Origin of the sequence: Pedobacter africanus (assembly GCF_040548825.1) — a bacterium.
GTDB classification, from domain to species: Bacteria; Bacteroidota; Bacteroidia; order Sphingobacteriales; family Sphingobacteriaceae; genus Pedobacter; species Pedobacter africanus_A.
This window is the reverse complement of the sequence record NZ_JBEPSL010000002.1, coordinates 911,193-930,486: the sequence shown is the minus strand read 5'-3', so window position 1 is coordinate 930,486 and position 19,294 is coordinate 911,193. Positions and strand designations below refer to the sequence as shown.

At 41.2% G+C, this 19,294-nt stretch carries 18 protein-coding genes; 12 read left to right on the top strand and 6 right to left on the bottom strand.

Features of this window, described 5'->3' with window-relative positions; all coding sequences use genetic code 11:
• Position 1 precedes the first annotated feature (1 nt).
• A complete protein-coding gene (locus ABIE26_RS13975; RefSeq protein ID WP_310142017.1) occupies positions 2–1,165 on the bottom strand; it encodes a FecR family protein in 1,164 nt (387 codons plus the stop codon).
• Positions 1,166–1,325: 160 nt separating this feature from the next.
• Here ABIE26_RS13975 and ABIE26_RS13970 point away from each other — a divergent pair, with 160 nt between their 5' ends.
• Positions 1,326–2,516, top strand: coding sequence for an MFS transporter (locus tag ABIE26_RS13970; RefSeq protein ID WP_310142018.1), 1,191 nt, complete (start codon positions 1,326–1,328; stop codon positions 2,514–2,516).
• Between the two features lie 208 nt (positions 2,517–2,724).
• Here the strand turns inward: ABIE26_RS13970 and ABIE26_RS13965 are convergent, their stop codons facing one another.
• The gene (locus tag ABIE26_RS13965; RefSeq protein WP_310142020.1) at positions 2,725–3,750 is read right to left on the bottom strand and encodes a PDDEXK nuclease domain-containing protein; all 1,026 of its coding nucleotides are present in this window, start codon (positions 3,748–3,750) and stop codon (positions 2,725–2,727) included.
• A 245-nt stretch (positions 3,751–3,995) separates the two neighbouring features.
• On the bottom strand, positions 3,996–4,577 hold the full coding sequence (locus tag ABIE26_RS13960; protein ID WP_310142022.1) for an RNA polymerase sigma factor: 582 nt from the start codon (positions 4,575–4,577) through the stop codon (positions 3,996–3,998).
• A gap of 145 nt (positions 4,578–4,722) precedes the next feature.
• Between ABIE26_RS13960 and ABIE26_RS13955 the strand changes: the two genes are divergently transcribed.
• The 7 genes from ABIE26_RS13955 (at position 4,723) to ABIE26_RS13925 (ending at position 9,790) form a co-directional block, all read left to right on the top strand.
• The gene (locus ABIE26_RS13955; protein WP_354375826.1) at positions 4,723–6,036 is read left to right on the top strand and encodes an ATP-binding protein; all 1,314 of its coding nucleotides are present in this window, start codon (positions 4,723–4,725) and stop codon (positions 6,034–6,036) included.
• An 11-nt stretch (positions 6,037–6,047) separates the two neighbouring features.
• Positions 6,048–7,205, top strand: a complete 1,158-nt coding sequence (locus ABIE26_RS13950) for a serine hydrolase domain-containing protein (protein WP_310142023.1) — start codon at positions 6,048–6,050, stop codon at positions 7,203–7,205.
• Positions 7,206–7,433: 228 nt separating this feature from the next.
• A complete protein-coding gene (locus ABIE26_RS13945; RefSeq protein ID WP_310142024.1) occupies positions 7,434–8,381 on the top strand; it encodes an Rpn family recombination-promoting nuclease/putative transposase in 948 nt (315 codons plus the stop codon).
• Positions 8,382–8,636: 255 nt separating this feature from the next.
• The gene (locus tag ABIE26_RS13940; protein ID WP_310142025.1) at positions 8,637–8,852 is read left to right on the top strand and encodes a DUF2683 family protein; all 216 of its coding nucleotides are present in this window, start codon (positions 8,637–8,639) and stop codon (positions 8,850–8,852) included.
• Between the two features lie 80 nt (positions 8,853–8,932).
• The gene (locus ABIE26_RS13935; protein ID WP_310142026.1) at positions 8,933–9,292 is read left to right on the top strand and encodes a DUF1016 N-terminal domain-containing protein; all 360 of its coding nucleotides are present in this window, start codon (positions 8,933–8,935) and stop codon (positions 9,290–9,292) included.
• A gap of 6 nt (positions 9,293–9,298) precedes the next feature.
• Positions 9,299–9,595: a GIY-YIG nuclease family protein gene (locus tag ABIE26_RS13930; RefSeq protein ID WP_310142027.1), complete on the top strand. Its 297-nt coding sequence runs from the start codon at positions 9,299–9,301 to the stop codon at positions 9,593–9,595.
• 39 nt (positions 9,596–9,634) lie between these two features.
• Positions 9,635–9,790, top strand: coding sequence for a hypothetical protein (locus ABIE26_RS13925; protein WP_436410405.1), 156 nt, complete (start codon positions 9,635–9,637; stop codon positions 9,788–9,790).
• A gap of 39 nt (positions 9,791–9,829) precedes the next feature.
• Here ABIE26_RS13925 and ABIE26_RS13920 read toward each other — a convergent pair whose 3' ends face one another.
• From ABIE26_RS13920 to ABIE26_RS13910, 3 genes are all read right to left on the bottom strand, one after another.
• The gene (locus ABIE26_RS13920) at positions 9,830–10,891 is read right to left on the bottom strand and encodes a DUF418 domain-containing protein (RefSeq protein WP_310142029.1); all 1,062 of its coding nucleotides are present in this window, start codon (positions 10,889–10,891) and stop codon (positions 9,830–9,832) included.
• Between the two features lie 68 nt (positions 10,892–10,959).
• Positions 10,960–11,526 carry a Crp/Fnr family transcriptional regulator gene (locus ABIE26_RS13915; protein WP_310142030.1) on the bottom strand — a complete coding sequence of 189 codons (567 nt, stop codon included), beginning with the start codon at positions 11,524–11,526 and terminating at the stop codon, positions 10,960–10,962.
• 11 nt (positions 11,527–11,537) lie between these two features.
• Complete coding sequence (locus tag ABIE26_RS13910; protein WP_310142031.1) at positions 11,538–12,284, bottom strand: DeoR/GlpR family DNA-binding transcription regulator; 747 nt, start codon at positions 12,282–12,284, stop codon at positions 11,538–11,540.
• A gap of 280 nt (positions 12,285–12,564) precedes the next feature.
• Between ABIE26_RS13910 and ABIE26_RS13905 the strand changes: the two genes are divergently transcribed.
• Genes ABIE26_RS13905 through ABIE26_RS13890 form a run of 4 tightly spaced genes read left to right on the top strand, consistent with a single transcriptional unit; the run spans position 12,565 to position 19,124 of the window.
• A complete protein-coding gene (locus ABIE26_RS13905; protein ID WP_310142032.1) occupies positions 12,565–15,645 on the top strand; it encodes a SusC/RagA family TonB-linked outer membrane protein in 3,081 nt (1,026 codons plus the stop codon).
• A gap of 12 nt (positions 15,646–15,657) precedes the next feature.
• Complete coding sequence (locus ABIE26_RS13900) at positions 15,658–17,301, top strand: SusD/RagB family nutrient-binding outer membrane lipoprotein (protein WP_310142033.1); 1,644 nt, start codon at positions 15,658–15,660, stop codon at positions 17,299–17,301.
• A 25-nt stretch (positions 17,302–17,326) separates the two neighbouring features.
• Positions 17,327–18,127, top strand: coding sequence for a DUF4397 domain-containing protein (locus ABIE26_RS13895; RefSeq protein WP_310142034.1), 801 nt, complete (start codon positions 17,327–17,329; stop codon positions 18,125–18,127).
• Positions 18,128–18,167: 40 nt separating this feature from the next.
• Complete coding sequence (locus ABIE26_RS13890) at positions 18,168–19,124, top strand: phosphodiester glycosidase family protein (RefSeq protein WP_310142035.1); 957 nt, start codon at positions 18,168–18,170, stop codon at positions 19,122–19,124.
• Positions 19,125–19,294 lie beyond the last annotated feature (170 nt).

The following is a 19,294-nucleotide window of genomic DNA, read 5'->3' as shown; positions in this document are numbered from 1 at the left end:
ATTACGGTATAACTGTCACTTTCCTCCCTTCTATTTTAAAGTGAACGCCTTTTGTTTGCTCCAGCATCAGCAATACCTCACTGATGTTTTTATCTCTGTTTACCGTTCCGGTAAATTTCTCTGTGGTAATGTTGCCCTGGTAAGCTACTTCTATGTTGTACCAGCGGCTAAGCTTGCGCATAATGTCTTGTATGCCTTCCTGGTTAAAACGGAAGTAACCGTTTTTCCAGGCCATTTCTTTTTCCAGGTCGGCTGCTTGCACCCGTATATTGCTGGCCGCGTTTATGGCAAGCTGCCCGGGTTTTAGTATAATGGCGCCATCGCCGTCATCCCCACGATAGGAGAGACTACGGACTGGGGCGGCTTGACGTACGGAAACCGAACCTTCCAATAGGGTAGTTTTAATGCTTTCACCTCTATAGGCGCTGATGTTAAAATGCGTGCCTAGCACGGTTACCCTTTGCCCGTTACTTTCTACCAGGAAAGGTTTTGTCTTGTCTTTGGCAGCCTCAAAATAGGCTTCTCCGGTAAGTTTTACAATTCTTTGGAGTTTATTCCTATAATCTGAGAAAAACTCCAATTTACTATCAGAATTTAACCAAACTTTTGTGCCGTCTTGCAAAATAATGGAGTAAATTCCACCTTTTGGTGTGGTAAGGGTTTGCCATCCTTCCCCTTCCGGGCTTCGCCCAGCTCGCCGGGCTGGCGAGAGGGGGTCCAGTGCGTTTAATGGGCCAACGGCACTGCCGTCGTCATAGGTCAATTTGCTTGCATCTATAACTACCCCGGTCTTTACTTCACTAAGCGATATGATATTGCCATTGGCAAGGGTTAAAGTAGCCTTGTTGCCACCGGGTGCAATGTCATTGTCATAAACTTTTGCCTTTTGGTTTTGCGTAAAATAAATACCGGCACCAAGGGTTATAATTATTGCAGCCGCTGCGGCAATGCGGCGCCATAGTTTTACAGTTTTTTTCTGCTCGTTATATACTGGCAGATTGGCCCATATCTCACTTGCATCTGCAAGGCGATCTGCCAACAGGTATTCATGCCCTTCGGCATCTTTAAATTGTGCATACCAGAGTTCTAAAAACGCCTTTTCCTCTTCAGAGGCTGTTCCTGCCTTGAATTTGCTAAGTAAGTGTTTTATGTTTTCTCTGTCCATTTTGTCTTTGTATAACTGTAATACAAGCAAGTAGGGCGCAACAGGTAGAAGAAAATGAAAAATTTGTCATGTGGAAAATTTACTGCTTTATCATTAAAATATACTGATAAAGTATAGTTATTCTGTTCATTTTTGTGAAATAGAATTTTAGAAATCATCAATGAAAAAATCAATCTACATCCTGGCGCTAGGTGCATTTGGCATCATTACTACCGAATTTGGCGTCATCGGGATTTTGCCTACGATCAGTAGAGAATTTCGGGTATCAATGGATACCGCCGGATGGTTGTTAAGTGCCTTTGCACTTACTGTTGCCATATCTTCTCCGTTTATAACAGCCCTTACTACTAAAATCAACCGTAAACTACTGCTGTGTATGGTGTTAGCTGTATTTGTATTATCAAACCTGCTTTCGGCTTTTGCGCCTAACTTTACCGTATTAATGATTGCAAGAATTTTACCTGCATTTTTACACCCTTTATTTTGGAATATTTCTTTGGCCGAAGCATTTAAACAAGGTGGTGCCAAAGCTGTTTCTATAGTAATGACTGGCCTTAGTTTGGCTACGGTGTTGGGCGTACCAATCACCACTTATGCTGTCGAATTTTTTAACAATTGGCAAGCTTCGTTTTTTCTGGCCAGTTTAATCAGTCTGATCGCTTTTTTGGGCCTGTCGTTTTTTGTTCCTTCTATGCCGGCCAGTAAAGAAAAAGCAGCACAAAGTCAATTTTTTGTTCTAAAAGATCCACAACTTTGGTTGCACCTACTTTCCACTGTTCTTACACTTGCGGCCATGTTTTCGAGCTATAGCTATTTGGCTGGTTATCTCGAGAAAATCACACACATGAACGGAGTCCAAATTAGTGCGATGTTGCTGTTGTTTGGAGGTATGGGGATTGCTGGTAATTGGCTTGCAGGCATTGCTTTGAGTAAAAATATAACAGTGGCTACCCGATTGTTTTTCATCCTCCTCATTTCAACCCAGATCCTTGCTTATTACTTCGGAGATATTTTTAAACCGATGGTGATTATCCTTTCTTTTTGGGGATTGATACATACGGGTGGGTTTTTGGTGCCAAATATACGTACTACCCAGGCTGTGCCACATAGTGCCCTGGAATTTGTCAATAGCTTGCTGACCTCCTGTTACAATATCGGGATCTCTTTGGGCGCATTGCTCGGTGGTTTTGTAATCGCACATTACGGTATACATCAGATTGTTTGGATGAGTATTGCATTGCTTGCCCTTACACTAGGTATTAGCTATATTAAATTGCCCGAAAAACCGAAGACAAAGAAAGAAGCGATTAAAGGAATGAAGGTTTCGTTTCCCGTATGCGAGCAGGTGTAGATGGTAGGGAATTATTTGGAGGTATTTATTTCTATTGATATAGAAATAATAGATTGAATATCCGTTTCCAGATCGGGTAATTTTGCGCCATTCGACGTGAGGATAGGTAATACAAGCAAGTAGGGCGCAACAGGTAGAAGAAAATGAAAAAAAATTAAACGATGTAAAAAAGCGCCTTTTACTGGCCTATTTTTACATATTTATTGGTCTAAATATCCTGGCTTTTATTATCATTTAGTTGCTCTTCAATGACAGCCCTTAGCTGATCTTTATCTGGCAAGTAGAATTGGTACTTGCTGACAAACAATTGGGAAGATACATTATGCATTGCATATTGTATCAGCAAATCATCCTTTTCTTTTGCCAGAACAATACCAATTGGAGAATTGTCTCCTTCGGTGTTTTCTTCGTTTTCAAAATACCCCAAATACATGTTCATCTGTCCTATATCCTGATAACCTGCTTCTTCTTTTTTGAGATCGATTAGAACAAAGCATTTTAGTATCCTGTGGTAAAAGACCAAGTCTACATAATGATGCCGGTTACCCAACGTAATTCGATATTGCCGCCCAATAAATGCAAAACCCTTACCCAATTCCAGCAAGAAATGCTGCAAATGTTCTATAATACGTTTTTCGAGTTCGGACTCAGTGTAATGATGAGGTTCAGGGATCTTCAAAAAATCAAGTACATAAGGTTCGCGAATAATATCTATCGGGCTATTAACCGCCTGTCCTTTCCTTGCAAGTTGTAAAATTTGATCTTTATTTTTGGAGACAGCAAGCCTGAGGAACAATGAGGACTTTTTTTGACGTTTAAGTTCTGGTATTGACCACTTCTCAATAATTGATTGCTGTTCGTAGAAACTACGTTCGAGCTTATCATCAATTTTAAGCAGTTCAACGTAATGAGACCAACTCAATAAGTGAGAAGGCTTCTCACCTATTGGATATTCTAAATATAAAAGTCTCATATAGATCAGATTACTTCGACTAAATCCTTTTCCGTGAAGGATGCTCAAATCATCTGAAAGGTTGTTAATTAGTGACTTGCCATAAGCGGCTCGTTCCGCACCACCCTGCTCAAATTCAACAATATATTGGCCAATTTGCCAATAAGTTTCAAGTAAACCGATATTTACGGCTTGAACAGCTTGAACCTGCCCGTTTTTATATCTGGTTGAGATTTTGCCTACAAGATCATTATAATCTCTATCCTGAATTATCTTATTCATATATTTTTGATGTCCAATGCTAAGTTCAGTAAAATCCGAATCTAAAACATCATAATCTTAAATTTTACTATCCCAAGATTTAACAACAGGCCATATTTTGTCGATTCCAGTATACAGAAAATAATGAATATTGTAGGTTCTGGCAGACAATATTAGCGTCATCTCCAAAAACATACCCATAAGTACCCAAAATATCTGCCGAGGTTTTATTTTACCAGGGTTAAACTCCCCTTCTGCAGGCCCCCCTATGGGTACAAAAGCCAGAGCAGGTAAAAGTAAATGCCCAGTTTTACTTTCAGTATTTTCAGGGCGTTGGTAACCTGCTTGCTTACGGTCTGTTCAGAAATACCCAGTTGCTCGGCAATTTCCTTGTGGCTTAAGTTTGCTTTTCTGCTCAGTTCAAAAACCTCCCTCATTTTAGGGGGCAAGGCAGCAATTTCGGTTTCAATAAGGGCCTTAAGCTGGTGTTCCCTAACCAGGTGGTCGGTAGCTACCACGGTATTGTGCATGGCAAAATGCTCCATCGAGGCCATATACTTGTCCTGTACCTTCCGGTGCGCAAAAAGATTCAAAATGGTATTTCTTACGGTGGTATACAGGTAGCCCGATAAGTTTTCGTCTTCTTTTAACAACTCCTTTTTTGACCACAGTAAGGTAAAAGCTTCCTGCACCACATCTTTAGACTCCTCGCGGTTGCGCAGTTTGTTGTAGGCGTGGTCCAGCAATACCCAGATGTAACGGTCGTAAATTTCTGTGTAAGCGGTTTTATCCCCGCCCTTTAGCAAAGTAGTTAATTCCAGGTCCGATAGTAAGCTATATGCAGCCATAGTATTACCCCTTTTATAAATTTAAGAAAATTTTCTGTGCAATTGTAGAAATAAAATAGTATTGGTTGGTAAAAAATCATGAGAAAAATTATATTTGCATTATCGCAATGTGCATTACGGTAATGTACATTGCGATAATTTGAGTATGATGAAATTCTATAACCGCGAAAAGGAACTTAGTTTACTTCAAAAAATTGAAGAACGATCAAAACAAACCGCACAAATGACTTTTGTTGTCGGCCGGAGAAGGATTGGAAAAACCAGTTTACTGGTTAAAGCAAATGAAGGTAAACCGATGCTGTATTTTTTTGTTGCCAAAAAAAACGAAATACTGCTTTGCGAGGAGTTTCTGCAGGAAATCCGGCATAAATTACAAGTTGAAATATTTGGTGAACTCAAAACTTTTAAAAGTGTGTTTGGATACTTAATGGAATTGGCCAAAACAAAACATTTTACCTTAGTAATAGACGAGTTTCAGGAATTTAACACCATCAATCCTTCTGTTTACAGCGATATGCAGAACATATGGGATAGCCAAAAAGGAACAGCCAAAATTAATCTGGTTTTATGTGGGTCCGTTTATTCTTTAATGAGCCGGATATTCGAACACGCTAAAGAGCCTTTATTTGGCAGGGCAACCAGTAGAATACATCTTAAAGCATTTACCATTTCTACGCTCAAGGAGATTTTGGCCGATTACCATCCAAATTATACAAATGATGATTTACTTGCTTTCTATTTGATCACTGGTGGGGTAGCAAAGTACGTAGAACTGCTGATCGAAGAACAGGCGTTTACTTTTGAGTCAATTTTAAATGTTATTCTGATAGAAAATTCGCTCTTTTTGGACGAAGGAAAGAATGTACTTATTGATGAGTTCGGTAAAGAATACGGAAACTACTTCTCTATTTTATCATTAATTGCTTCCTCCAAAAACTCCAGGGTAGAAATTGAATCCATTATGGAAATGCAAACGGGAGGTTTTTTAGATCGTTTAGAAAGTGAGTTTAATCTGATTAGCAAGGTAAAACCAATTTTCGCTAAGCCCAATAGCCGATCAGTGAAATATCACATAAATGATAATTTTCTGAATTTTTGGTTTCGCTTTATATATAAGCATCGCAGTGTAGTAGAAATAGGGAATTTATCCTACCTGAAGGAAATTGTTAAACGCGATTATCAGACCTACAGCGGACGCATTCTTGAAAAATACTTTATCAAAAAAATGATTGAGGAGGGAAACTTTTCTGCAATTGGAACCTACTGGGAAAAAAGCAATCAAAATGAAATAGATATCGTTGCTGTAAATGATTTGGAAAAATCAATCATTTTTGGAGAAGTAAAGCGTAAAAAAGAGAACATCAGTATAGCTGGATTAAAAGATAAATCCAGAAATCTTGAAGCTCAGCTCAAAGATTATCACTCCGAATTCATTGGTTTATCTATTGAGGATATGTAATATAAATAATTATGATAAACATCAAACCTAATTTGTTTTATACCCTATGTATTGGGGTTCTTTTCTCCTGTACCTCAACAAAGTATAAAACCACAGCATCCAGGAAAAATCCTATCCCCGAAAAAACGGACTCGCTTTATCAACAAATCCAACGGCTTGGTTTGGAGTATACTAAAAAAAGCAATGTTCCGGGGGTAGCGGTTGCGGTTATTAAAAACGGGGAAATTGCATGGACACAATGTATCGGCTATGCCGATGTGGCAAGCAAAAGGCCGGTAACAAATCAGACAATTTTTAATGTAGGATCGGTTTCAAAGGTAGTAGCCGCCTGGGGCTTTATGCAGTTGATCGAAAAAGGGCTAGTAAAATTAGATGACCCTGTAAATCAATACCTAACCCGCTGGAAATTGCCTCCATCTGCATTTGATAATTCGCAGGTTACCCTTAAACGGATGCTAAGTCATACCGCCGGACTTTCCGTACATGGATATGGAGGGGTAGAGCAGGGCGCTAAACTGCTGCCCTTAGAGGCATCTCTGTTAGGGAAAACAAAGTGGAGCGGGGAAAGCGTAAGTGTGATCCTTGAACCCGGAACAAAGTGGAAGTATTCTGGCGGCGGTTATACGCTTGCCCAATTGCTATTGGAAGAAAGAACCAAAGAAAACTTTGCGGAGTATATGAAAAAAAATGTTTTCCGGCCCCTGGGCTTAAACCACAGCAATTACGAATGGACGGAACAAATGAAAGCCAGCTCTGCCACTGCCTATGATACCTTAGGAAAGCCTATCAAAAACAGAATATTTACTGAACAAGCTGCCGCCGGCCTGCAAACAACCATTCTGGATTTTGCCCGTTTTGCTGAACTGTCTATCACAGCAGATCCGAAACAATTAAATAAAGTGCTAAAACCGGAAACTATACGGCTAATGCAGCAGCCAGTACAAACTACCTCGAATGACGGACAAAATGGCCTGGGGTATCGGTTTTTTAATATTGAAAACCTTCAAACGGTTGGGCATACCGGCGAAAACGATGGTTGGTGCGCTGCTATGTTTTTGCACATGCCTACCAAAAGTGGTCTGGTAATTTTATGCAATGGCTCTAACTGGAAAGATGATGTAAGAAACCCAATTTACAGTGTATGGGCAAAATCAATTGCTTTACAATAGTGCTGGTGCCAGGGGGGAAAAGCTGTTATATAGTCCGGCGTTATCAATGAGGTGTTTATGCCGGTGTTTTTCTTCAAGAGGTAGGATGCATCAATATTTTGGATATCGCTCCAAAATTTCGAATTGCCACTCAAAATATTAATAATTATGAAATTTTTAATCGCATTAATTTATTTTTAGTTTGCGCTGTGAAGTGAAATATTTAACTTTGGTTAAAATTATTCAGCTATGCCGCAAAAACACTTTAGGAAAAACATACTTGCAGAACCTGTACCAACCTACGGTTATAATCAGCAGAAGCGCGATCCCTATTTTATAGATCCACTGAGCGATCCGGGTTTTAAACGCCTGTTCGGGGCAGAACAAAGTAAAGCACTTGCCATCACCTTCCTGAACCATGTACTGCAGGGAAAAAGGCAAGTAACCTCCCTGGAATTTTTGAAAAATGAATATCCAGGCGAAACCAAGGAGGAGGGTGCGGCAGTGATTGATATGGTTTGTAAAGACCAGAACGGTGCATACTTTATTGTTGAAATGCAAAGGAACAGGCACCGGAATTTTAAGGAGCGATCTTTATTTTATGCTTCCAGGCTCATTACTGAGCAGGCCCCACATGGCAACCGCAAAGAATGGGGCTATGCGCTTAAAGACGTATATATAATTGCAGTGCTGGAAAATTTTACTGTACAATCCGACAATACAGCGCAGTGGTTACACGATGTAGCGCTAGTTAATACGGCTACAGCAAAGATTTTTAGCGAGCGGCTGCACTTTACTTATATAGAACTGCCCTTCTTTAACAAAAAGGAGGACCAGTTGGAAAACGGACTTGAAAACTGGGTTTATGCCCTCAAAAACTTGAAACGCTTAAAACAAATACCGACAGTCTTTACTGAACCAGATTTAATTCAGTTTTGCCAGGCTGCCAGATACATTAATTTAACAAAGGAGGAGAAGAATATGATTAGTGCAAAAACAAAAGCCAGATGGGATTATTATGCCGCCATTGGAGGTGCAAAAGACGAGGGGGAAGAAATAGGAGAGGCGCGTGGTGAGGCACGTGGAATTTACAAGAAGGCTGTTGAAATGGCGAGTCGGCTTAAAGCTGAAGGTTTCAATATTGATAAAATAGCTGAATATACTGGCCTCAGTGTTAATGAGGTTGAGGACCTGTAAAACGAAGTTTCTTACCTCTATCAGCCCCAAATTTTCCCGGGGTTTTTACTGAATACTCCTGTTGATTTTATTGCGTACTCGGTTTTTTGTTTTCAAAAGTAGTTTATGTAGGTAGCAGGTTCAGATGTATTCGAAGGAATCTTGTAGGTGATGGTAAGGTGATGGTAAGTTGGTTCCTCAAAAAGGAATGCGCAGGGAAGGAAATGGGAAGAAGACCTGATTGACTTTAATTATTATAATATGTATTCTAGTAACATGCAAACATTAATTGTTCAACCGAAAGACCCCAAGGAGCTGGACGCTGTAAAAGCTGCGCTAAAAGCCTTGGATGTTTCCTTTAAGATGAAAGAGGTCGAACCGTACGATCCTGAGTTTGTGGCTAAGATTGAAAGAAGCCGTCAGGAAGTAAAAGGAGGAAAGTTTAGCAGGGTAAAAGAAGAAGCCCTGCAAACTTTCCTTGGCCTTAAATGAGTTTTCAATTAAATTTCTACACCCACCTCATAACGGTTTCCAACAGCCCGTTTTTAGAAACAAAACTAACTTAAGATTTTATGATGTTAAACCCTACCGTCCTGTCGGACATTAAAACAATTATTCATTCAGCACGCGAAAAGGCTATTCGTACGGTAGACACCGAACGTGTACTCATGTACTGGCACATTGGCCAGCGTATTTTCCTGGAAGAACAGGAAGGAAAAGACCGTGCCGATTACGGGAAATTTGTGATTAAAACGCTTTCAGAACAGCTGCAGCCTGAGTTTGGAAGTGGTTATTCAATCCGGCAATTAGAGCGTTACAGGCAGTTTTATCGATTTTTTCCAATTACGTCGACACTGTGGACGCAATTGAGTTGGAGCCATTTTTCTTATCGTCATTGCGAGGAGTCTTTCACGACAAAGCAATCTCATTAAATTACTATGGAAAAAGGTGGATGGGTTTATATTCTAACAAATAAATATCATACTGTACTTTATACAGGTGTTACATCAGATTTAAGGCAAAGGACTTACGACCATCAAAATGGCACGTATCCCGGTAGCTTTACCAGCAGGTACAAAGCCGCAAAATTGGTTTATTACTATTTCTATGATTCAATTGAAGACGCTATAAATGAGGAAAAAAGGATCAAAGCCGGAAGCAGACAAAAAAAGATTCTTCTGATAAACCAGATGAATTTATCATGGCGTGATTTAACACCGGACATACAGGATTGAGATTGCTTCGTCGTACCTTCTCGCAATGACGATAAGGCCATTCTGCTTTGTGCCAGTAAAAACGATGCCGTAGTGAAATTCACTCTACCGGAAAACAATCAAACTATCGTTGCCAGCAAATATCAATTGTACCTGCCAACAGAACAGCAGTTAATTGACGAAATCAACAAAGAGATCAAAAACCGAAATGAGTAAGTTGGATAAGGCCGGAGAACCTCCGGCCTTTAAAATCGTCTACACCCACCTCATAACCGTTTCCAACGGTCCGTTTTTAAAAGCCCGAGACCATATTTTACTAAAGTAGTAACTGAAAACGAAGTAAGCCACAGAAAAGAGCAGAACGAAAACAGGTTTAACTGGCGCTGGATGCCCTGCATAGCCATTAACAGATATAAAACCAAATACCAGCAAGCCAATAGTTAAGTGACTTACATAATGGGTCAGTGTCATCTTGCCGGTTTGCGCCAAATGTTTTGCGAAGGGTATATCAGCAACCTTGTTCCCAATAAACATAAAAGCAGCAATCAGCATAAATCCGGATCCCATCGTGCTGATCAGAAAAGGCAAAAATGGGGGCAGGTAATCTGCAGAGAAGAAAAACAGAATTTCCTGGGATACTGTGAGCCGCTCAACGCAGTATTGCAATAAATTTACTCCCAGAAACAGGCAAAGCCCTAAACTGAACATCTGAAGCTGAACTTTTCTTTGCGTCCAATCCAGCCTCCCCAGGTACATTCCGATGGCAAAGTAGGCCAGCCATGGAAAAATGGAATTCCATCCGTTGTAAAATGTGCTTCTGATAAAACCATTGAATGTCCAGAAATCTTGGTATTCCAGGGTTTCAAAATTCCATCCTGTTTCATAGGGAACAAAGAAAAGGAGCAGATGAAAAACCAATACAGAAAATAGGGCAGCCAGGATATAGTAACGCTTGTCAATAAACAGCAGGCAGGCTGCGAGCAGCATATAACCGCCATAAAAATGAAGGATATCGGCCGGCCACCAGATCGCCAGCAGTAGGCCTGCGGCAAACAGGAAACCGGCGCGTTTGAGCACGGTATTTCTCAGGCCTCGTTTTTCCTCCGGGCTATAACTTGTTCTGTTGCTCATCAGCGCTATTCCCATTCCGGCAAGCATTACAAATACAGTACTGGAATTCCCACTGAAAAGGGAAAGGAAGCCGTTTAGCAAGCTTTGGTCTTGATGGTTGCCAAAAACCATATTGAAATTTACAATGTACATTCCTAAAATGGCATAAGCTCTTGCCAGGTCAAACCCGATGATGCGTTGTTTCATTCTTTGTTTTACTTTGTGCAAAGGTGGGTTAGGGTAATCACAAAGCATTTGACCTAAGGTCAAATAAATCAGATTTTGGCTCTTATCCGGCTTAGTGTTTCCAGCGAAACGTTAAGGTAAGACGCGATATGCGTAAGTGGCACATGTCGGATGATATGGGCAGATTTGGCACACAGGTTTTGGTAGCGCTGTGTTGCGTTTTGGGTATGGAGCTCAAAAACCTTTTCTTCAAGCCATAAGGCGTAAAATTCGGTCATCAGAAAATCGAGTTCCTGGAGTTCGGTGTATTTTTTCTTTAAATCCTGAAATGATGCATAGTCTGTGGTGTTTACCTTAAGTTCAGTGAGCGCCTGAATATACTCGCGGCCAGGCTTTTGTAGGGTATAACTTTCATACGCTATAGCCAGATCGTCTTTGAAGTAAAATTCAGTGGTTATTTCACGGTCTTTATTGGTGTAAAACTTTCGGGCAATACCTTCCTCTATCCAAAAACTCTTGCTGCAAACATCCCCTTCTTTTAATAGAAAGTCGCTCTTGTTGTATGTTTTGGTTATACTTATAGCATTTAAGGCCGCTAATACCGGGGCATCGAGGCTGTTGGTTAATTTTTCGATTTTAAGCTGGTGGGAGGTCATTTGAATTCGACCTATAATATCTGCAACGTTTTTACCCTATAAGCATTCAACGCTGCCGCTTCAGGTTCCAGCTCTGTAATTAAATAATCTATATTTTCCAGGGAAGCCACTTTTAACCTTAACGAGGTATCCAGTTTTTCAGAAATACACAAAATAGCGGCCTTTTTCGAGGAACTCAGCATTGCTTTTTTAAGCTGATTAATCTCCCAGTCGGTATCGGTTAAGCCGTCGGTTGGATGTATGGCACTGGTTCCCAGCAAACACAGATCGGCATTGATCTCTGAGAGTTGGTTGATGACATGCCCGCCATAGGTTACCTGCGAATTTTTGGAGAATAGCCCGCCGATAAGGATTACCTCAACCCTGGCGTATTTGGCCAGTTCTATAGCTACAAAGGGGCTGATGGTAAAAAAGGTTGCATTCAGGTTTTCAGGTAGCTGCTTTGCCAGCTCTATAATAGAGGTTCCACCCCCGGTTAAAACTACCATGCCATCTTTTATTAGCGGAATTGCCTTTCTGGCGATGCCGATCTTGGCATCTTTGGCATATACCTCGCTGTCGTCAAAGGTAGACTGATAAGACTTTGAAAGTGCACCTCCATGTACTTTGGAAAGCTGACCCTTATCGGCCAGCTCCTGAAGGTCGCGGCGAATGGTATCTTCAGAAACATTCAGCAGTTGTACAAGGTCGGAAGTCAGCACACGGTTGTGCAGGTTAATTTGGCGCATTACAAAGTCGTGCCTTTCCTTTTTCAGCATAAAATATTTTTTAGCTAATGTAAATAAAATATCATAAAAACAAAATGCCGGTATTTGCGGATTTGTGCAAGAACGTTAGCGGTAAATTTTAAAAATAGTTAATAATTGTTTGTGTTTTATTAAAAACATTTGTGATATTTACTAAAGGATTATAATTGTGCGGGTTAGTGCGTGTTTTATAATCCTAAAAAACCAAACAAAACCAACCAATAAAACCATTACCTAACAAACCATTACCACCAACCAACACATTTTAGATTTTTATTAAAAATTGGCGTTTATGAAAAAAAAATTACTCCTATTTATTGTAGGTTGTTTTTTTCTGTTTATGCAAACGTTTGCGCAGCAAAAGACAATTACCGGTAAGGTCACCTCTTCCGATGATGGATTGCCTATTCCGGGTGTTTCTGTTAAAGTAAAAGGAACGCAGACAGTAACACAAACAAGGTCGACGGGGCAGTATGTCATTGAGGCCAAAGCGGGTGATATACTCGTTTTTAGCTATATCGGGATGAATCCGCAGGAAAAGAAAGTAGAGGCTGCCGTTGTCAATGTGGTGCTGAAGCCGGATGATAAATCCTTAAACGAGGTTATTGTAACAGCCTACGGTATTGACAGGGACAAAAAAAGTTTGGGTTATTCTACACCGAAAGTAAATGGCGATGAGGTGAGTGATACCCAAAGAGAGTCTTTTTTTGGTGGGCTGCAAGGGCGTGTGCCGGGGCTTTCCATCAACCCATCGAGTGGCGACCCAGGAGCTTCGTCCCAAATCGTTTTGAGAGGCTTTGTCTCTATAAGCGGGAATAACAGTCCACTTATTGTGGTAGACGGCATGCCGATAGATAACTCGGTAATTAACCAGACCAATGACCTTGTTGGTGGAGGGTCCAACAACAACGCCGACTACTCTAACAGGGGTATAGATTTAAACTCTGCTGATATTGAAAGTTATGTAATCATGAAGGGGCCGGAAGCTACTGCACTTTATGGTAACCTGGGGGCCAGTGGTGCTATTTTGATTACGACAAAAAAAGGTAAAGCTGGAAAAGCGTCTATAACCTATAGCAATGCTTTTAACGTCACTACCCAGGTAAACATGCCTGAAATACAGCAGAAGTACAATCAAGGTGCTGCTAATGGAATTTACAGTTCTAATACCTCGCTGTTTTTTGGTCCTGCTTACCCGGCAGGAACGAAGTTATATGACAATTTGAATGAGTTTTTTAGAAATGCTTTTTCGCAAACCCATAATTTAAATTTTGAGGGCGGAACGGAGAAATTTACCTATCGTTGGTCAAACCAGTATGCACAATTTAACAGCCCTATACCCAATACAAGGCTCAATAAATTTTCTACCAAGCTTACTGCAGAGGCAGAGATTTCTCCTTTGCTAAAGCTAACCACCACATTAAACTACCTGAATAACTCCAACTATAAGCCAGCAAGGGGTTTGTCTGGATACTTGCTTTCGCTGATGCGTTTTCCTTCTGCATATGACATTAACGACTGGCAGGATGAGCAGGGAAACAGGGTGTTGCACGTGGGGTCTATTTTTGCCGAATACGACAACCCGTTATGGAGTGTTTATAAAAATACAAGCCGCGATAACACACATCGTTTTATTATGAACAACCATTTTCGTTTTACGCCAAATAAATGGTTAAATGTTCTGGCTATACTTGGTGCGGATATTTATACCACCAACGGCCTTATGGTTTTTCATCCCCAGTCTTATGCGGGTTCGGGTACCGCTCTTGAGCCAACTGGAGGTAGTGTAAGTGTTTATGATAAACTGAACCGCAATCTGGGCGCCTCGATAACCGCTACTGCGAAGCATAAGTTTGGTGATTTTTCGGGTACGTATGTATTGGGTGGGAATGTGGCCGATAATTATTTTACCATCAACTCTATGCGTGGTGAAAAAATGTACGATCCTAATTTCTACAACATCAATAATACCTTGCCTACTACCCAGAGGTCGAGGAACAATATCAATAATTTTAGAACAATCGGTGCCTTTGCGCAGGCAATTATGGGCTACAAATCGATACTCTATTTGACCTTGTCTGGAAGGGTTGATGGTGCATCACGTTTGATGCCGAATGATCCATATTTTGCCTATCCATCTGCCAGTGTGGCTTTCAACTTCTCCGATATGGAGTATTTCAAAAAGTTCAGCTGGCTTAGCGGGGGTAAATTGAGGGCTTCGGCAGGTATTACTGGAAAGGAGCCATGGAGGGTTTACGGTATATTGTCCAACCTGGTGCCCAGACAGTCAAGTGGCGGCGGTTTCTCGTATGACTATTATGGTGGAAACCGCCTGTTGAAACCGGAAACAACCACCAATATTGAAGGTGGGTTTGAAATGCAGTTTCTGGAAAACCGCTTGGGGGTAGATTTTACTTATTACAGTTTGCGCAGTAAAGACCAGATTATACAGCCCCGCACCAGTTATGCTACAGGATACGTTTTGAGACTGATCAATGGAGGCGAGGTAGAGAATAAAGGAACGGAGATTCAGCTGAACGCAAATCCAATCCGGTCAAAAAAAGTAAACTGGGATCTTACGCTCAATTATACCAGGAACAGGGGGACTGTGATTTCCATAGCTGATGAACTGCCGGAGTTGTATGAATCGGATACCTGGCTGGCCCCAGCCAGAAGTGCTGTTTTTCCTGGTAAAAGTACCGGCTCTTTGTCTGGTCAGAAATTAGACCGGAACATCAACGGCGATGTATTGATAGATCCTGCAACAGGACTGCCGTTAACGACTAATGAAGATTATGTATTGATTGGCGACCGTACACCTAATTTTACCCTTGGGGTGGTTAACCGGTTTAAGATATTTGATTTCTCCTTATCGTTTTTGTGGGATTTTAGCTTTGGAGGGGATGTTTTTAATGGTACGGAACGGGCAAAATATGTAAGAGGGATCAGCATGAAAACGCTCGATCGCGAGGAGCCTCGTGTGGTTAAGGGAGTATTGAAAGATGGTCTGGAAAACACAGCAAACCCAACACCTAATGCCATTGCAATTACACCTTACTACAACTCCAGGTTCTATGAAATTACGGTTGCATCAGATATGTTCGTTGAAAAGGATATCAATACCATCAGGCTCAGGGATATTACACTGAGCTATAGGTTCAACGAAAGAATGATGAAAAGGATGCCCTTCCTTAAAAACCTAAGTATATACACTACCCTGACAGACGTGTTTCTGTTTACGAATTATTCCGGGATAGATCCGGAAAGTAACTCAAATACTGCCGCGCTTGGAGGTGTTGGGGGGTATAGAATGGATTTGGGTAATATGGGGAGGCCATTGACCATTAATTTCGGTTTAAATATTAGACTCTAAAAGTTGCGTAAGATGAATACGATAAGAAAAAATATATCAGTATTGTTGTTTATGATGGCATTGCTGACTTTTTCCGGATGTAAAAAGTTTCTGGATATCAATAAAAACCCGTCAAATCCACAGGAGCCTAAGGCAGAGATCATGATCTCGAGGGCTATATTTCAAATGGCCAATGGTACGTCCCAGGATTATATGCAATTGTTTAAGGTAATTCAGTTTTGGACCAGTGCAGTAAAGGACGATACTTTTGAAAAACATGGAATGCCGGGGTCAGGATCTGACGTTACGGGTGTAGTATGGCGCATGAACTATGCTGATCTTGGCCTGAACCTGGAAGCGATTATTGAGGATGGTATTGCAAATAAAAAATATGAATATGTAGGAATTGCCTATGCGATTAAAGCCTGGTCGTTTCAGATGACTACAGATATGTATGGTGAAATTATTCTGGACGAAGCTTTTACAGATCCAAATAAACTTACTTTTCGCTATCAATACCAGCGGGATGTGTACGAGCGTGTGAGAGAATGGAGTAACCTGGCTATAAAGTACCTGGAGATGAAAAGCCCATTAGATTATAGCGCTGCATTGGCTGGCCCTTCGGGAGATTATATGTACAGGGGAGATGTTAACAAGTGGAAGAAATTCGTTTATGGCAACCTTGCGCTTCATTATGGCCATCTGATCAATAAACCCAATTTCTCTTCAACATACGCGGATAGCGTACTGAAGTATGTTGATCTGTCTTTCGCCAGTCCGGCAGAAGATGCAACGGTAAAATTTACCGCTTCCAACTCTGATGACTCTAATGTTTTCGGCCCGGCCACAGGTGATTTCTTTAGCACTTTAAACGCAAATAATGCCAGGATCTCCTCTACCATACTGGCCTTACTTACCGGAGGTGCAAGGGGTGGAATACCCGCTACAGATCCTATGACCTCGTTGGATCCTCGGTTAAGCCGCTTGCTGACGGCAACTGTTACAGGAACTCCACCAACACCGGGTGTTTACAAAGGAAATGTACCTACAAAAGGTACCGTTGCACCAGGTACAACCCCGCACGTTTTTGGCCTGGCAACAGGAGTGGCAACGGAGCCCTATCTTGGGAAATACCTTTTCAGTAATAAAGGAGAGTATGTATTGATGAGTTATTCCCAATTGCAATTTGTTAAAGCCGAAACTTTGTTTATTAAGGGCGATAAGCCGGGGGCGCTTGCAGCTTATCATAACGGGATCCGTTCGCACATGACTTTCGTCAATCTTTATGGTAAGGCGGGAGGGAGCACCGGGAATATTCCAATTACAACTACAGAAACAGAGCTTTATATGGCTTCTCCTGTTGATGTGGCGCAAACAGCGGCCACCCTTACTATTTCCGATATTATGAACCAGAAATATATTGCGCAATGGGGCTGGGCAGGATTGGAACAATGGTGCGACCTGCGTAAATACCATTACAGTCAGGATGTTTTTACGCAATATTATCAGTTGTCGGGTTCAGAGTTTGCAACCAATAATAACGGGAAATACTGTTATCGTTTCCGCCCTCGCTTCAACTCTGAATATGCCTGGAATAGAAAAGAGCTGGAAAAATGGGGCGGTCTGGAACCAGATTACAATACAAAAGAAACCTGGTTTAGCACTGATAAAGAATAAAAGTTAAAACGAAAAAACTATTCTGATGAAAAAAATATTTAGCAGTTTATTGATCTCATTTTGCTCATTGCTGATTTTATCGGGCTGTGGCAAGAATGTTTTGGACTACGGAGACGTAGATAAAATCAGTGATGATGTACCCCTGATCAAAATTAATTATGCTTGTCCGTATGTAGATGACAGGTTTGTTATTGTAAAATTTAACGACAAGCGTGTTACTTCCCGGATTCAGAACCGTACCCCCTTTCCTGGAGGTGGTTACAATACCCGTGGTGATGTGAGGGCCGATTATTTAACGATAGAAACCGGAAATGTGGAAGTAAAGATAGCGTTGCCCTTTAAAAAGGACAATGGCCTGGATTCTTTGACGCTGTATAAAACAACCCTTAATATTGAAAAAGGAAAAAGGTATGTGGTGCACCTGACGGATACCGGATCACTGATTAAATCGGCACTGACAGAAGAAAATTTTTTAATGCCCGACTCCGGCTATGCTACCTATCGTTTTATTAACCTGATGCCCAACGTGCCTGCTATTGACCTGTATTATGGAACGAGTGCTACGGATCATACTGCCGACAGGTTGGTTGCATCGAATGTGAAATATCTGGAAATCAGTACTTATTTTACTTTAAACAGGTATGCTACCAGAACCTGGAAAATCAGACCTGCGGGGGCGGCGCTTACTACTGCTACAATTTTGGCAAGTTACTCTAGTGCGGGGTCTTTGTTAAATCAGCGAACCTATACAGCATATGCCCATGGTTATAGCGGAAAAACAACAGCAGCCCAGAAACCTTACTTGTCGTTCTTCCATATCCGGTAAATGCGAGTTAATCGATGTATAACGAATCATGTTTTATATAATGAATAAGATCTTTAATTTGAAAAAATCAGTGTTGATGCTGGCCTTGGTTGCTGCGCTATTGGCCTGTAAAAAAGACCGGAAAAGTGGTCCTGATGAGGAAGTGCCTGAAGAGGAAGTTGTAGACAATACAATAGAGCCTCTTACTAAAAAGATCATGGACAATAGTACGGTTATTGGGACATTTATGTCGGATGTAAGCCTTCCCGTCGGAAATGGGATTACGCAAACGCAAATCAGGTTTAAGCGGAGGGATAAACTGCCTGTAAAGATGTTTATTCTTGAGGCAGACATGAATACGCCTAAGCTGGAGTTGCTGGGGCTGGCTCCTTATAACGACTGGATCCCCAGTATGCAGACTCTTTCTGAGATGTGCCGGGATAATGAAGTTGCTGGCAGCAATATTATTGCCGCTATCAATGGTGACGTTTTTAATACTACTTCAGGAGTTCCGAGCAGCCTTTTTTACATCAATAGCCGGGTTTATGTAGGTACTGTAGCTACAGGAAGAACTTTTATTGCGGCTTTAAACGATGGCACAATTGCTATAGGGGGTAAGGATACTAAAGGGGTAGAAAGACCTGTTGATAAGACCAAGATCAAAAACGCGGTGGGGGGCAATCAGTGGTTGATAGACAATGGTGTAAAAGCTGTGTTAACGGATCTGGCCATTACCGGCAGAACAGCATTCGGTTATACCGCTGGGAAAGTAGTGTATGCTCTTGTTGTTGACGGCTCGCAGGCTGATTATTCCAATGGATTGACGCTGACTGATCTTAGGGATATTATGGCTGCACTCGGTGTTAAGGATGCGGTTAACATGGATGGCGGAGCCTCTTGTACGCTTGTTGTGAAAGATCAGTCGCAAGGCAAATGGAATGTACAAAATAAACCTCCTTTAGCAGGAAATGCAGAAAGAATGATTGGCAATGGGTTAGGTTTTGTGATTAAAAACTAACGCTGCTTTTAGGAATCGATAAGGGCCGTTGATCATCAGCGGCCTTTTTTATGGCTAAAATGCCATTGGGTTATGCGCTTTTGTGCGGCTTTATGCAACATATTTTTTACAGTTCTTTTAAATATGTTTGCTTTTTGCAGGAAAAACCTGAAAAATATTGCAGATATTTA